The organism is Nonomuraea sp. B19D2 (assembly GCF_040137845.1).
Classification (GTDB): Bacteria; Actinomycetota; Actinomycetes; order Streptosporangiales; family Streptosporangiaceae; genus Nonomuraea.
In genome coordinates this window covers 335,702-350,028 of record NZ_JBEFAK010000005.1, presented here as the reverse complement: position 1 = coordinate 350,028, position 14,327 = coordinate 335,702, and the positions used below count along the sequence as shown (strand labels likewise).

The 14,327-nt window shown below is 70.0% G+C and carries 15 protein-coding genes; 2 read left to right on the top strand and 13 right to left on the bottom strand.

All coding sequences use genetic code 11. The features are described 5' to 3' along the window. Positions 1 to 16 precede the first annotated feature (16 nt). Positions 17 to 442 (top strand): SigE family RNA polymerase sigma factor, encoded by a 426-nt coding sequence (locus ABN273_RS12895; RefSeq protein WP_349448958.1) that lies wholly within the window; start codon positions 17 to 19, stop codon positions 440 to 442. A gap of 143 nt (positions 443 to 585) precedes the next feature. Here the strand turns inward: ABN273_RS12895 and ABN273_RS12890 are convergent, their stop codons facing one another. The 7 genes from ABN273_RS12890 to ABN273_RS12860 form a co-directional block, all read right to left on the bottom strand. Further along, positions 586 to 780 (bottom strand): hypothetical protein, encoded by a 195-nt coding sequence (locus ABN273_RS12890; protein ID WP_349448957.1) that lies wholly within the window; start codon positions 778 to 780, stop codon positions 586 to 588. Between the two features lie 325 nt (positions 781 to 1,105). After that, positions 1,106 to 2,086, bottom strand: coding sequence for a CU044_5270 family protein (locus tag ABN273_RS12885; protein WP_349448956.1), 981 nt, complete (start codon positions 2,084 to 2,086; stop codon positions 1,106 to 1,108). 18 nt (positions 2,087 to 2,104) lie between these two features. Beyond that, a complete protein-coding gene (locus tag ABN273_RS12880; protein ID WP_349448955.1) occupies positions 2,105 to 2,554 on the bottom strand; it encodes an RNA polymerase sigma factor in 450 nt (149 codons plus the stop codon). 129 nt (positions 2,555 to 2,683) lie between these two features. Further along, a complete protein-coding gene (locus ABN273_RS12875) occupies positions 2,684 to 3,037 on the bottom strand; it encodes a hypothetical protein (RefSeq protein WP_349448954.1) in 354 nt (117 codons plus the stop codon). After that, complete coding sequence (locus ABN273_RS12870; RefSeq protein ID WP_349448953.1) at positions 3,034 to 3,240, bottom strand: hypothetical protein; 207 nt, start codon at positions 3,238 to 3,240, stop codon at positions 3,034 to 3,036. Before ABN273_RS12870 ends, ABN273_RS12875 begins: the two co-directional genes overlap by 4 nt. Before the next feature lie 42 nt (positions 3,241 to 3,282). Then, positions 3,283 to 4,182 carry a DUF8094 domain-containing protein gene (locus tag ABN273_RS12865; protein ID WP_349448952.1) on the bottom strand — a complete coding sequence of 300 codons (900 nt, stop codon included), beginning with the start codon at positions 4,180 to 4,182 and terminating at the stop codon, positions 3,283 to 3,285. 197 nt (positions 4,183 to 4,379) lie between these two features. Beyond that, a complete protein-coding gene (locus ABN273_RS12860) occupies positions 4,380 to 4,589 on the bottom strand; it encodes a hypothetical protein (RefSeq protein WP_349448951.1) in 210 nt (69 codons plus the stop codon). A 64-nt stretch (positions 4,590 to 4,653) separates the two neighbouring features. On the opposite strand from ABN273_RS12860, the gene add reads away from it, so the two are divergent. Then, positions 4,654 to 5,679, top strand: a complete 1,026-nt coding sequence (gene add / locus ABN273_RS12855; protein ID WP_349448950.1) for an adenosine deaminase — start codon at positions 4,654 to 4,656, stop codon at positions 5,677 to 5,679. A gap of 265 nt (positions 5,680 to 5,944) precedes the next feature. Here the strand turns inward: add and pgl are convergent, their stop codons facing one another. From pgl to tkt, 6 genes are read right to left on the bottom strand one after another with little or no spacing between them, the layout of a single operon-like run. Next, positions 5,945 to 6,718 carry a 6-phosphogluconolactonase gene (pgl, locus tag ABN273_RS12850; RefSeq protein WP_349448949.1) on the bottom strand — a complete coding sequence of 258 codons (774 nt, stop codon included), beginning with the start codon at positions 6,716 to 6,718 and terminating at the stop codon, positions 5,945 to 5,947. A 33-nt stretch (positions 6,719 to 6,751) separates the two neighbouring features. Continuing rightward, on the bottom strand, positions 6,752 to 7,666 hold the full coding sequence (locus ABN273_RS12845) for a glucose-6-phosphate dehydrogenase assembly protein OpcA (protein WP_349448948.1): 915 nt from the start codon (positions 7,664 to 7,666) through the stop codon (positions 6,752 to 6,754). Continuing rightward, positions 7,666 to 9,267 (bottom strand): glucose-6-phosphate dehydrogenase, encoded by a 1,602-nt coding sequence (zwf, locus tag ABN273_RS12840; protein WP_349448947.1) that lies wholly within the window; start codon positions 9,265 to 9,267, stop codon positions 7,666 to 7,668. The genes ABN273_RS12845 and zwf overlap by 1 nt, the downstream gene beginning before the upstream one ends. 1 nt (position 9,268) lies before the next feature. Then, complete coding sequence (locus ABN273_RS12835; RefSeq protein ID WP_349449013.1) at positions 9,269 to 10,882, bottom strand: phosphoglucose isomerase-related protein; 1,614 nt, start codon at positions 10,880 to 10,882, stop codon at positions 9,269 to 9,271. Further along, on the bottom strand, positions 10,882 to 11,973 hold the full coding sequence (gene tal, locus ABN273_RS12830) for a transaldolase (RefSeq protein ID WP_349448946.1): 1,092 nt from the start codon (positions 11,971 to 11,973) through the stop codon (positions 10,882 to 10,884). Before tal ends, ABN273_RS12835 begins: the two co-directional genes overlap by 1 nt. A 6-nt stretch (positions 11,974 to 11,979) precedes the next feature. Then, a complete protein-coding gene (gene tkt / locus ABN273_RS12825) occupies positions 11,980 to 14,010 on the bottom strand; it encodes a transketolase (RefSeq protein ID WP_349449012.1) in 2,031 nt (676 codons plus the stop codon). Positions 14,011 to 14,327: the final 317 nt, after the last annotated feature.

Below are 14,327 nucleotides of genomic sequence, written 5' to 3'. Positions count from 1 at the left end.
GTCGAGAGGAGTCGTCTTGGATCGCAATGACAGCTTCCGTGAGTTTGTCGCCGCGCACCAGCAAGCGCTGATGCGCACGGCGTACCTGCTCACGGGAGACGCCCACCAGGCCGAGGACCTGCTGCAGAGCGTCCTGCTGAAGGTGCTGCGGCGCTGGTCCCGGTTGTCGCACGTCGAGCGCCCCGAGGCGTACGCGCGTAAGGCGCTGGTGAATCAGCACATCTCGTGGCGGCGGCGCCGGGTCAGGACTGAGCTCCCGACCGCCGAACCTCCCGACCGGCCGTACTCCGGCGAGGACTCCACCCTCGTACGGCTCGTCATGCGCCAGGCCCTCATGGGACTGCCGCCCCGGCAGCGGACGGTGATCGTGCTGCGCTTTTACGAGGACCGCACGGAACGGGAGACCGCCGAACTTGCCGGACGACGAGCCCGCGCAGATTGACCCGCCGTACCGGACATTCACGGCGTACGCGGTGAATGTCAGGACCGGCAAGGTCAGGGAACTCACCACGTACAGGGCACAGGGCATCTTCGAGATCGCCATGCCCGGCCCTCCCGGGGCGATATGACCGCGGCCCTCCGGCCTCACAACAGGCGCCGTTGCACGACGTCGGCGATGATCGCGTTCACCAGCTTGCCGATGGCCTCGGGCCTGTCGCCCTTCCTGTCGGCGAACAGCATGTGCGCGCCTCCGATCGGGGAGAGCGCGAGCGCGTCCCGCAGCTGTTCGTCGTGGCCTTCGGGATGAGCGCGGCAACGGTCTTCTTCGACGTCGCCCACCGCAGTTACCACCAAGGAGCAACGCGTGTCGCGGGCCGGGGCGCGCGCCGGGCTTTGGCGGAGATCCGCGAAGGGCTGGCCTTCGTGACTTCCGGCGCGCCCACATCAGCCGCTTCGGCGCCTACGGCCTGCGCTGCCGGCCCGACCCGCTCGACCCCCTCCTGGAGGAGGTCTACTTCACCGACGTCGGCCTGGCCGCCTGATCGTCAGCGACCCGGGAGCTTTGCGAGACCGATGTGGCGGTGATCTTGTCCAAAGAATCGATCGTTTCTCGACATGATCAAGGACGTCGTGTCGTCGGTCTTCACGCCCGTGCGATGGGCGCTCAGCCCCGCTGGCCGGGACGGTCGACGATCATCGATGCCAGCAGGGCCGTGCTCCACACCGCTCCCTTGCGGGCGAGGGGTTCCGTCACGCCGGGCCGCACCTCATCCCGCAGCCAGACTGTCCGGCTACCCAGGTAGCGGTAGGTAGCGGGGTCCAAAATCTCGTATTTGCGGTAAGGCCGTGCATCACCGGCTTGCTCCCGCCAGACGCCCAGCCCGCTGCGGCCGGCGGCGTCGCTCACGCCCTGCTCGATCCGGACGCCGGGAATGAGAGCGAGAGCGCGGAACATGGCCGCCTCCAGCCGCGGCGGCATCGAACCGTACCTGCTCAGGTAGAGCATGATCACGTTATACGCCCGAACGTCGGCGGGCACGATGGTCTTGGGAACCTTCTCCTCACGGGCTCCCTTGATCCAGTGGCGGTCACCCGTGATCTTGGCCAGCAGCTTCCTCGGGTCGGTCGGCAGCTCGCGCAGCTTGGCGTCGTACTGCTGCGGCGACAGGTCGTCGTCGCCCGGATCCAGGGGATCGCCCTCAGGGCCGACGTGCAGTTTTCCGTCCTCACCGAAGCCGGCGGCCTGCATGCCGTCATAGCGCAGCCATTGCTCACTGGTCTCGATCGTGTCCGAGTTCGGTTGCTTGTCCAGGGTCTTGGTGTAGTGCCACTGCGTCGGCAGCGGCACCGGGGTGCTCTCGCGTCTGCTCGCCACCTCGGCGGCGCGGGCCAGCACCACATCGGAGTCGAGTCGGACGACCGAGGGTGTGGCCGCTGGCTCCTGAGCGGGAGGTTGCGGCCGAAAAGTCGCCACGGCGACCGCGGCGGCGGCCCCCAACGCCCCAACCACGAGGAGGCGACGCCCCAGTGCCCGCCTGCGCCCCCGCATCCGCATCAGCAGCCGCCGCCGCTCCGGAATGATCCAGTCCTGGCCGGGCTCGGGCACCGCGGCGCGCCACTCGCGCAACGATCGCAGCTCATCCATCCGAAGACTCCTTTCGCGTCATCGCAAGGTCTGATCCACCGAGCGCCTGGCGTGTCCTGGTCCGGGCAGCTGCATCAGAGCCGCCGCCAGCCCGGCCTGCTGCGCGGCAACCCGGTCGTCGACGCGCTCGGCGTACGGCTCGACGATCTCGTCGACGCCGCTGCGGACCAGCGCCCGGTAGAAGCGGATCTCCACCCGCCGATGCCGGCTGACGAGCCGGGCGGCGATGCCGTACAGCCAGGGCCGCGCGTCTGGATGGCTCAGGTCGTAGCGGCCGCGACGCCGGAAAGCGGCCAAAAAAGCGTCGGAGACGATGTCGTCGGCCAGGGAAGGGCCCAGCCTCCGGGCAACATAGCGCCGCAACGCGGGTGCGTGCCTCTCGAACAGGTCGGCGAAGGCCTCCGGATCGCGCTCCGAGCGCCGTATCAGCTCGGCGTCATCGGCCCTGCCGGATTCGTTGGCGATCACATGCTGCTCCCGTCCCTACACATCGATTCGCCAGCTTTCGCCCGGACGGCCGACGCGAGTTCACGTTATGAGATGTGATCTGCGTCACCTTGCGATTGATCGCGGTAGAGGAGGAGGCGCCGACGCCCGTCAGCCCGGACCCAACCTCCTTGAGAACCTCCCCAGGGGTATCAAGCCCGGTCGGGGCCGGAGCGTGAAGACGTTGTCGGGCGGCGGGGTGGGCGCAGGCAGGGTCGGCATGGTGTGAGTGAGGACGGCGCCGGCGAGGGTCAGGCTGGTCACCAGTTCTTGGAGTTCGGCGTTCTGGTTGGCGATCGTCTTCTTGAGCGTGGCGATGGTCTCTCGAAGCTCCTGTTCGTGTTCGGGGACCTGCTGGGTTTCGGTGCGTACCCGTTCGTAGAACTCGTGCTGGCCTCGTCGTTTAGGGAGCCGGTCCATGGCCTGGCGGATGCGGGTGCGCTCGTCCTGGTGTTGCTGGTTCATGCGACGTCCTCTGCGGCTCGGGCGGTGGCGTCGTGGTGGTCGGCGAGCTCGCGCAGCTTGGCGGCGTTCTTGCGCAGCCTCTTGGCCATCGGTTCGGGTGAATGGGCGGCTCGCCGGTCGATCTGGTCTGCTTTTTGGCGAAGCTGCTGGGCGTGGGTGTCGGTGCGGACGGCGTTGCCGCACTGTCCTGCCGGTGGACGCACCGCCGTCTGAACCCTCCTGAGGGCCGTTTCTGGTAAGACTCCCTAGGAGAACCAGTTGGCGCCGAGCTCCTGGATGGTCTTGCTGCCCTTGGGCACCAGTAGCGCTTCACTCAGGACCTGGTTGACGCTCTTGGCGTCGTTGACCATGGCGAACAGGAAGAACGAGCCGCCGTCCGCGGTACGGAAGCCGAAGACCGAGCCGTGGCCGGCGAACGCGACGTACAGCCCCTTGTTGACGGCGGGGAACGCCTTGCGGCTGTAGCTGTTCCTGGCCAGGCGGTAGCCGGAGGCGCCCTCCTTCTTCTTGTTGTTCCAGAAGTTGAGGTACTCCTTGGCCACGGCGCGCGCCACGGCGTTGTCCATGTCGGTGACGTAGCCGTCGGCGTCGAGGCGCGGCTTGGGCATCCGCTGGCCCCAGTGGATCGGGGTCGCGACGGCCAGCTTGAAGGGCTGCCCGGGGGAGCGGAAGAACGCGAGTACGTGCGGGCGGGCATGACCCTTGGTGTCCTTGTAGGTCGCCTGCGCGATGAACCAGTCACCGATCTGCGGCTGCTGCTCCGGCCTGGGCAGGTAGATCGTCGGCGTGCCGGTCAGGTTGATCGGCTTGTGCCCCGGCTTCCACTTGGAAGTCTCGTGGTTGCGTTCGAGCACGCCCTCGTGCAGCGCCGCCTCGATGAACAGCGCTTCCAGCCCGGCGTTCTGCCGCCACCACTTGCGCTTCTTGAGCGTCGCGTTGTACTTGCCCACCCACTCCTGCATCGCCTGCCTCGCCTGGGGGATGGTCAGCGCCGCCCTGGCCGGAGAAGGGGTGGGGGTGGTACCCGATGAGGGGGCCTGCGACGTGACCGGGGTCGGCGTGGGCGCGTCGGCAGGCCTGGCGCCCAGCCTGGCGACCACACCGCAGCCGGACAGGCTCAAGACAAGAGCCACGGTCAGCAGCATTCCGCGCACGGTACCGTCCCCCAAGACCGTCCATAGAGATGACCAAAAGAGACCATATCGGACATCCGAGCCGCCTCTGCAGGTGAGCACCTCGCGCATTTCGGCGTGACCGTATGTCAGTTGCGGCATGATCGGGCCGAGGCGCCCGCCGAGCGACGGTTCGCGATGCCGTGCACGGCAGGTGGGCCAGAGGGAGGTCAGGGGCCCGCGCCCACGTTGACGGTAGCGTCATTCGGCACCTTGACCAGGGGCTTGGGCACGTTCCTGACGAGGTTTCCGGTGGAGACGACGGTCAGCGACGCGCCGCCCTTCTTCTCGTGGTGCAGACCCGTCTGGTCGGCGGTGCCGTCGTGAGTGCGGTGGCCGCTGGTCACGGGCTCGGCCTGGCTCCGCGTTGAACCTGACATTTATGTGTGAAATTTCGTGCCTAACGCTGTTTTTTTGGGAAATTCCGCCCGTATGGTCGTCGCCATGACCATCGACGCCTTCATCGACGCCCTCCCCAAGGTCGAGCTCCACGTGCATCTGATCGGCTCGGCCTCGGTCCCCACCGTCCTCGAGCTCTCCCGCCGCCACCCCGGCGGCCCGGTCCCCTCGACGGAGGAGGAGCTGCGCGCCTTCTACACCTTCCGCGACTTCCCCCACTTCGCCCAGGTGTACCGGGCCGTCAACGCGCTCGTCCGCGAGCCCGAGGACGTGGCCACGCTCGTCCTCGGCCTGGCCCGCGACCTCGCCCCGCAGGGCGCCCGTTACGTGGAGCTGCAGGTGACCCCGTACGCCCACCACATCGTCGGCATGCCCATGCGCGAGGTCACCGAGGCCCTCGACCTGGCCGCCCGCCGCTCCCTGAGCGACCACGGGGTGGAGATGGCGTACATCTTCGACATCCCCGGCGAGTACGGCGAGGAGGCAGCCAAGGTGACGCTCGAGCACGCCCTCCAGGAACCTCCCGCCGCGCTGGTAGGTTTCGGCATAGGCGGCATCGAGCAGGAGCGCCCGAAATATCGTGACGCGTACCGCTCGGCGTTCTCGGCCGCCCGCGCGGCGGGCCTCCACAGTGTCCCGCACGGCGGCGAGATGTCCGGCCCTGAGACGATCTGGGAGGTCATCGAGGGCTACGGCGCCGAGCGCATCGGACACGGGATCAACTGCCTCGCGGACCCGCGCCTGGTCGCCTACCTGCGCGAAACCCGGCTCCCGCTGGACGTGTGCCCCACCTCCAACCTCTGCACGGGCCAGATCGCCCGCATCGAGGACCACCCGCTGCCGCTGATGCTGGAGGAGGGCCTGTACGTGACGCTCAACAGCGACGACCCGCCCATGTTCGCCACGACGCTGGCGCAGGAGTACCGGGTAGCCGCGCGGACCTTCGGCTTCGGCAGGAAAGAGCTCGCGCAGTTCGCCAAGAACGGCGTCCAGGCGTCCTACCTGGCGGAGGAGCGCAAGCAGGCGCTGGTCAAGGAGATCGACGACCTGCTGGCGGTCCAAGGGGCCTGACGCCGCCGCCCCGGCGACGTCCGCGCCGTGCTTCTCCCGGCACGGTCACCCGCCCCGCGCCTGCACCGCCCAGCCGGAAAGGCGGGCACCGGGGTCTGGTTCATGGGCCGGCCACGGTGGGTGCCGCCGCTCGCCCCGCCCGTGTGCCAGCCACGCACCGGACGTGGCTCGGCCGCCGGTGACGTGACGGCCGGCTTTCGAGGCCGGGATAGCAGGACCCGCTGGGCGAGCAGGGCGCGGCCCGGCGAGCAGCATGAGGCTGGAGTCAGGGCGACGAGATGCGGCCCAGCTCCGGCGGGATCTTGCTGGCCGCCGCCCGGTCCAGCAGGAACAGCGTGCGCGCACGACCCCTGGCGCCCGACGCGGGCACCTGTACGTGCCCCGAGTCCGACAGCGCCAGGCGTACCGCGCCCGACTTCTCCTCACCGGCCGCCACCACCCAGACCTCGCGCGAGGACTGGATGGCGGGCAGCGTCAGCGAGATCCGGGTCGGCGGCGGCTTGGGCGCGCCGTGCACGGCCACCACCGAGCGGGTGTCGTACAGGGCGGGCAGGCCCGGGAACAGCGACGCCACGTGGGCGTCCGGGCCCATGCCGAGCAGCATCACGTCGAAGCTCGGCACGGGGCCGTGGTCCTCCGGCCTGGCGGCCTTGCGCAGCTCGACGGCGTAGGACTCGGCCGACTCCTCCGCCGTCATCCCCGAGTCGGGGCCGCGCATGACGTGGACCCGGTCCGGATCCACGTCCACCTGGTCGAGCAGGGCCTCACGGGCGCCGGTCTCGTTGCGCTCCTTGTCGCCGGTGGGCAGGAAGCGCTCGTCGCCCCACCAGATGTCCAGGCGGCGCCAGTCCACGGCGTCGCGGGCCGGCGTGGCGGCGATGGCCGCCAGCGTCGCGATGCCGACCGTGCCGCCCGTGAGCACGATCGACGCCGACCCCTTGGCCGACTGCACGTCGACCAGCCGCGTGATGATCCGCGCCGCCGCCGCCTTGGCCAGGACGTCGGCGTCGCGGTGGACGACTACGTTGGGAACGCTCACGGGTACTACTCTCTCAGCCACTGACGTCACAGGTCATCCCTTGTACGTACGGGCGAACCGCTTGACCGCGGCCTCATAGATCTCGTCGCTGTCGAGCCTGCGCAGTTCCTCGGCCATCAGCTCCGAGGTCTGCCGCCTGGCCAGGGCCACGTTCCTGTCGGGCTGGCCGGGCCGCGACAGCGTGGCCAGCCGGGCGTCGTGCCTGGAGACGGTCAGCTCGCCGTCGTTCAGCTGCAGGCGCACGGCCGTCAGCCCCGGGCCGGAGGAGTCGGTCACCTTCATCGGGGCGCCGAGCCGCTCCGACAACCAGGCGGCCAGCAGCGGCGCGCTCGGGTTGCCAGGAGAGGCCTCCACGACGCCCTTGCGCACCTTGCCCACCGGCTGGTCGAACGCGGCCGCCAGCAGGCTGCGCCACGGCGTCAGCCTGGCCCAGGCCAGGTCGGTGTCGCCGCGGGCGTACCCCTTGGCCCTGGTCACCAGCGACTTGACGCCGCCGTGGTCGAAGCCCCTGGCGTCCGTGATCCGGCGCTGGGCGAGGGCGCCGACCGCGTCCTGGGACGGCACGTCGGGGGCGGCGCCCGGCCACCACACCACGACCGGCGTGTCGGGCAGCAGGAGCGGGCTGACCACGGAGTCGCCGTGCTGGGTCAGCTCGCCGTACAGGCGCAGGACCACGACCTCGCCGGGCGTGGACTCGCCGATGCGCAGCTCGGCGTCCAGCCGGTTCGGCTCCTCGGCCTCGCGGTTGACCACGACGATGATGCGCGAGGGGTGCTCGCGGGCGGCCTCGGTGGCGGCGCGGAGCGCGTCGTACTGGTGGCGCTCCTCGCAGACCACCACGAGCGTCAGCACCATGCCGATGGCCGGCGCGCCCATCTGGTGGCGCAGGTGCATGAGCTGCGCCGAGATCTTGCCGGCCGTCGTGTCCGCCAGCATGAAAGTAGTCACTAGAGTCTCCTCCAGACGCGGCCGTCGCGGGCCATCATCGCGTCGGCCGACGGCGGCCCCCACGAGCCGGACTCGTACGGCTCGGGCTGGCCCTGCGTGGCCCAGAACTCCTCGATCGGGTCGAGGATGGTCCACGACAGCTCGACCTCCCGCTGGTGCGGGAAGAGCGGCGGGTCGCCGATCATCACGTCGAGCAGCAGCCGCTCGTACGCCTCGGGTGACGACTCCAGGAACGACTCGCCGTAGGCGAAGTCCATGGAGACGTCGCGTACCTCCATCGCCGTGCCCGGCACCTTCGAGCCGAAACGCACCGTGATGCCCTCGTCCGGCTGCACCCTGATCACCAGCGCGTTCTGCCCGAGGATCTCGGTGTCTGTCTTGCTGAACGGCAGGTGCGGCGCCCGCTGGAACACCACCGCCACCTCGGTCACCCGGCGGCCCAGGCGCTTGCCGGTGCGCAGGTAGAACGGCACGCCCGCCCACCGCCGGTTGGCGATCTCGAGCTTGATGGCCGCGTACGTCTCGGTGGTGGACTCGGGCGAGATGCCGTCCTCCTGCAGGTAGCCGACCACCTTCTCGCCGCCCTGCCAGCCCGCGGCGTACTGGCCGCGCGCCGTGTTGAGGCCCACGTTGGACGGCAGCCGCACGGCCTTGAGCACCTTCTCCTTCTCCCGGCGCAGCGCGGAGGCGTCGAACGAGGTCGGGTCCTCCATGGCGACCAGTGCGAGCAGCTGGAGCAGGTGGTTCTGGATCACGTCACGGGCCGCGCCGATGCCGTCGTAGTAGCCGGCCCGCCCGCCGATGCCGATGTCCTCGGCCATCGTGATCTGCACGTGGTCGACGAAGCCGCGGTTCCAGATGGGCTCGTAGAGGTTGTTGGCGAACCGCAGCGCCAAGATGTTCTGGACGGTCTCCTTGCCCAGGTAGTGGTCGATCCGGAAGATCGAGCTCTCCGGGAAGGCCGAGGTGGTGATCTCGTTCAGCTCGTGCGCCGACTTCAGGTCGTGCCCGAACGGCTTCTCGATGACCACCCGGCGCCACGATCCCTCGGGCGCGTCGGCCAGCCCGGTCCGCTTGAGCTGCTCCACCACCACGGGGAAGAACTTCGGCGGCACCGACAGGTAGAAAGCGTAGTTTCCGCCAGTGCCCCGGGTCTCGTCGATCTCGGCGAGCGCCATGGCCAGCGCGTCGAACGCCCCGTCGTCCGAGAACTCGCCTGGCACGAAATGGATGCCCTCGCGGATCTGCTTCCAGACCTCCTCGCGGAAGGGCGTCCTGGCATGTGCCTTGACGGCGTCGTGCGTCAACTGGGCGAAATCCTGGTCCTTCCAATCCCGCCGGGCGAAGCCGACCAGCGAGAAGCCGGGCGGCAGCAGCCCCCGGTTCCCCAGGTCGTAAATCGCCGGCAGCAGCTTGCGCTTGGCCAGGTCGCCCGTCACGCCGAACAACACCATCACGCACGGTCCAGCCACCCGGGGCAGCCGCTTGTCACGCGGGTCGCGCAACGGGTTGGCGGCGACCACCTCCTCGGTGGTGGCGGTGCCCGCGACGGCCGCCGCCGCTGTGACGGCTTCCTCCGCGGGTGCTGCCGGGTCTGTCATCTCAAGCCTCCTGTGCAGCTGCGAGCAAGCGCGCGACACCCGCCGCGCGATCGGTCAAATGCAGGCGTACGGCGGGCCGCCCGCGGGTCTCGAGCGCTCCCAGGTCGCCGAGCGCCTGGGCGAGCTGGAGCCGCCCCAGCGTGTACGGCCTGCCGGGGACCGCGACGTCCTCGGCCACCGCCCCGGTGATCTGCAGGAACACCCCGTTCTGGGGCCCGCCCTTGTGATATTGCCCGGTGGAGTGCAGGAACCGCGGCCCCCACCCGAACGTCACCGCCCGGTTGGTACGCAGTGCGAGCAGCGGCCGCAGCGTCGCCGGATCGGCCCACATCCACGCGTCGGTCATCTGCTCGAAGTCGGCCCCGTCAGGCACCGGGGCGTCGAACGCGGCCAGCCGGTCGAGATAAGCCATGATCGCCAGGTAGCCGCCGGCCGGTATCGCGTGCAGCAGCTCGGCGAACACCCCCGGCAGGTCCTTGGCCGTGGACGACCCGTACACCTCGACGGGGCCGTCCGCGAACGCTGGCGCACCCGTCGGCAGGTCGGGCAGCGCCAGCAGGGCCGCGGTGTTCTCCTTCGACTCGGCCACGTTCGGCTGGTCGAACGGGTCGACCTGCAGCAGCAGCCCCGCGACGGCGGTGGCGTACTCCCAGACCAGGAACTGCGCGCCCAGCGGCCCGTCCACGCGCACGTCCCCGAGGTCGGTCTCGATGGCGACGATCAGCTCGTCGCCGCTCTCGTTCGGCTCGGCGCCCACGAGGGGCAGGATCCCCCTGCCCTGCTTGCCGGTGGACTCCGCGACGAGCTGCTCGATCCAGTCGGGCAGGCCGGTGATGGCCGAGAGCTGGTCTTCGAGCAGCAGCTTGTCGCGCCCGGCCAGCACCGCGCCGCCGAGCGCGGCCCCCAGGTCGAGCCCGGGGTTGCCGGTGTCGCGGGCCAGCAGCGGCAGCACCTCCTCGGCGTCGTCGAGCAGCCGCTGCACGTCGGCCCCCGCCAGCGCGCTCGGCACCAGCCCGAACGCCGACAGCGCCGAGTAGCGCCCGCCCACGTCGGGCTGGGCGAGCACCAGCTCGAAGCCGCCGTCGGCGGCCCGCTCGGCCAGCGGCGAGCCGGGGTCGGTGACGGCCACGATGCGGTCTGCGGGCGCGATGCCCGCGTCGGCGAACAGCTCCTCGTAGATCCGCAGGTGGCAGTCGCTCTCCACGGTCGAGCCGCTCTTGCTCGCCACGACCACGACCGTGGCGTCGAGCCGGTCGGCCAGCGCGCGGCGCACCTGCCCGGGGTCGGTCGTGTCGAGCACGGTGAGCGGCACGTCGGCGGTGGCGCAGATGACCTCCGCCGCCAGCGACGAGCCGCCCATCCCGGCCAGCACCACGTTCGTCAGACCTGCCGCGCGGGCCCGCTCGGCGAGCTTGCCCAGCCGGGGCAGCAGCTCGCGAGAGGTGCGGGGCAGCCGCAGCCAGCCGAGCCTGACAGCCGCCGCCGCCTCGGCGTCCTCGCCCCACAGCGTGGGGTCGCCGGCGGCGAGCCGCGCGGGCACGCCGTCGGCGACGAGACGCCCCGCGACGGAGGAGGCGGCCGAGGCCACCCCCTCCTCGCGGTAGGTCACTTCCATCACGGGACCAGGTTCTTGGTGACGCTCTCGAGCAGCTCGTTCCAGGACGCCTCGAACTTCTCGACGCCCTCGTCCTCCAGCACCTTCACCACGTCGTCGTAGTCGACGCCGGCGTCCTTGAGCGCGGCCATGGTGTTCCAGGCCTGCTCGTAGAAGGGGCGGACCGTGTCGCCGGTGACGTTGGCGTGGTCGGCCGTGGCGTCGAGCGTCTTCTCCGGCATCGTGTTGACGGTGCCGGGGGCGACGAGCTGGTCGACGTACATGGTGTCGGAGTACTCGGGGTTCTTCACGCCGGTCGAGGCCCACAGCGGCCGCTGCGGACGGGCGCCCGCCGCGCGCAGGCGCTGCCAGCGCTCGGAGTTCATCACGTCCTCGTACGCCGCGTACGCCAGGCGGGCGTTGGCGATGCCCGCCTTGCCCTTCAGGTCCGGCTTGCCCAGCTTGTCGAGGCGCTTGTCGATCTCGGTGTCGACGCGGCTGACGAAGAACGAGGCCACCGACTCGATCGAGCCCAGGTCGATCCCCTTGGCCTGCGCCGCCTCGAGCCCGGTGAGCCAGGCGTCCATGACCGCGCGGTAGCGCTCGAGCGAGAAGATCAGCGTGACGTTGACGCTGATGCCCTCCGACAGCGCCTGGGTGATCGCGGGGAGCCCCTCGACCGTCGCCGGGATCTTGATGAACAGGTTGGGCCGGTCCACCAGCCACCACAGCGCCCGCGCCTCGGCGACCGTCTTCTCGCTCTCGCGGGCCAGGCGCGGGTCCACCTCGAGCGACACGCGGCCGTCCACGCCGCCCGTGGCGTCGTAGATGGGACGCAGCACGTCGGCGGCCCAGCGGATGTCGTAGGTGGTGATGGCGCGCACGGCCTCGCCCACGTCCACGCCGCGCACGGCCAGGTCGTGCAGCTGGGCGTCGTAGGCGTCACCCTTGCTGAGCGCGTTGGCGAAGATCGTCGGGTTGGAGGTCACCCCGACGACGTTCTTCTCGCGCATCAGCTGCTCCAGGTTGCCGCTGCGCAGCCGTTCGCGGCTGATGTCGTCGAGCCAGATGGCAACGCCCTGGCCGGACAGCTTCTTGAGGTTCTCGCTCATCTTCCTTCAGTTTCCCGTCGTCTCGCCCTTTTCCTGGCCGAGCTTGGCCAGGCTCGCATGTGCCGCGGCCGCCACGCGCTCCGCCGTCAGCCCGAACAACTCATACAGAGTCTTGTACGGGGCCGAAGCACCGAAGTGTTCGAGGCCGACTACTTCGCCGCATTCGCCGACGAACTCGTGCCAGCCGAGCGCGACGCCCGCCTCGACCGCGACTCGAGCCCGGATCGACGAAGGCAGGACCGTCTGCCTATATGCGATGTCCTGCCCCTTGAACCATTCGACACACGGCATCGACACGACCCGGGTCGGGATGCCCTTCGCCTCGAGCAGTTCGCGGCCCTCCAGCGCGATCTCCACCTCGCTGCCGGTGGCGATGAGGATGACCTTGGGCTGGCCGTCGGAGGCCTCGCGCAGCACGTAGCCGCCGCGGGCCACGCCCTCGGCGGTGGTGCCCTCGAAGACCGGCAGGTTCTGCCTGGTCAGAGCCAGCGCGGCGGGCCGGTCGGTGTGCTTGAGCACGGCCTTCCAGGCGTACGCCGTCTCGTTGGCGTCGGCCGGGCGGACCACGTCGAGGCCGGGGATCGCGCGCAGCGACCACAGGTGCTCGATCGGCTGGTGGGTCGGGCCGTCCTCGCCGAGTCCGATGGAGTCGTGCGTCCAGACGAACGTGACCGGCAGCTTCATCAGCGCGGCCAGGCGCACCGAGGGGCGCATGTAGTCGGAGAAGACCAGGAACGTGCCGCCGTAGGGGCGGGTGCCGCCGTGCAGGGCGATGCCGTTGAGAATGGCGCCCATGGCGTGCTCGCGGATGCCGAAGTGCAGCGTGCGGCCGTAGCGGTTACCCGGGAACTCCTTGGTCTGGTATTCCTCGGGGATGAAGGACGGCTCGCCCTTCATCGTGGTGTTGTTCGACTCCGCCAGGTCGGCCGAGCCGCCCCACAGCTCGGGCAGCACCGGCGCCAGCGCGCTCAGCACCTCGCCGGAGGCCTTGCGGGTCGAGATCGAGGTGCCGGTCTCGAACGACGGCAGCGCCCGCGCCCAGCCGTTGGGCAGCTCGCGCTCGGAGATGCGGTCGAACTCGTCGGCCCGCTCGGGGTTGGCCAGGCGCCACTCGGCGTAGGACTTCTCCCATTCGGCGTGGTCGGTGCGGCCGCGCTGGGCGATGCCGCGGGCGTGCTCGAGCACGTCGGCGGGCACGTGGAAGGTCTTGGCCGGATCCATGCCCAGGACCTCCTTGGTGGCGGCGACTTCCGCCTCACCCAGGGCCGAGCCGTGGATCTTGCCGGTGTTCTGCTTGTTGGGGGCCGGCCAGCCGATGATCGTGCGCAGCCGGATGAACGACGGCCGGTCGGTCTCGGCCTTGGCTGCCTGGAGGGCGTCGTAGAGGGCCTGGACGTCCTCGACGTAGTCGCCGGTGGCGGTCCAGTCGACGCTCTGGGTGTGCCAGCCGTAGGCGTCGTAGCGGGCGACGACGTCCTCCGACTTGGCGATGAGGGTGTCGTCCTCGATGGAGATGTGGTTGTCGTCCCAGATGACGATGAGGTTGCCCAGCTTCTGGTGGCCGGCAAGCGAGCTGGCCTCGTGGCTGATGCCCTCCTCGATGTCGCCGTCGCTGACGAAGCACCAGATGTGGTGGTCGAACGGCGAGGTGCCGCGCTCGGTGTCGGGGTCGAACAGGCCGCGCTCGCGGCGGGCCGCCATCGCCATGCCGACGGCGTTGCCCAGGCCCTGGCCGAGCGGGCCGGTCGTGGTCTCCACGCCCGCCGTGTGGCCGTGCTCCGGGTGGCCGGGCGTCAGGCTGTCCCACTGGCGCAGCCGCCGCAGGTCGTCGAGCGTGAGGCCGTAGCCGGAAAGGTAGAGCTGGATGTAGAGCGTCAGGCTCGAGTGGCCGCACGAAAGCACGAACCTGTCGCGCCCCGCCCAGCCGGGATCGGTCGGATCGTGCCGCATCACACGCTGGAACAGCAGGTATGCGGCGGGGGCCAGGCTCATGGCGGTGCCGGGATGACCCGAGCCCGCCTTCTCCACAGCGTCCATCGCCAGGGCCCGAACGACATCGACCGCCTGGTTGTCCAGGTCGGTCCAGTCAAGGGCTGGCACGAGTTCGGTGCTCAACTGCTCGATCTCCGGAATCTAGTTGTCATTGGTGTCGGCTATCCCGCCCACGGTGGGCCGCGGTCGGCGGTCCAGCGCAGGCAGCGTAGTTCGCACCTATACCGGACCCTAACCGAGTGGAGTTGGCGATCGATTCCCATTCCACCCGCGCGCGTCCATGTACGGCGCAAGCCCCCCATTGGCCGGACCGGCCGACCCTGCGACTACAGTTTGTTTGTTCGCAGGGGCGTCACGGCGCC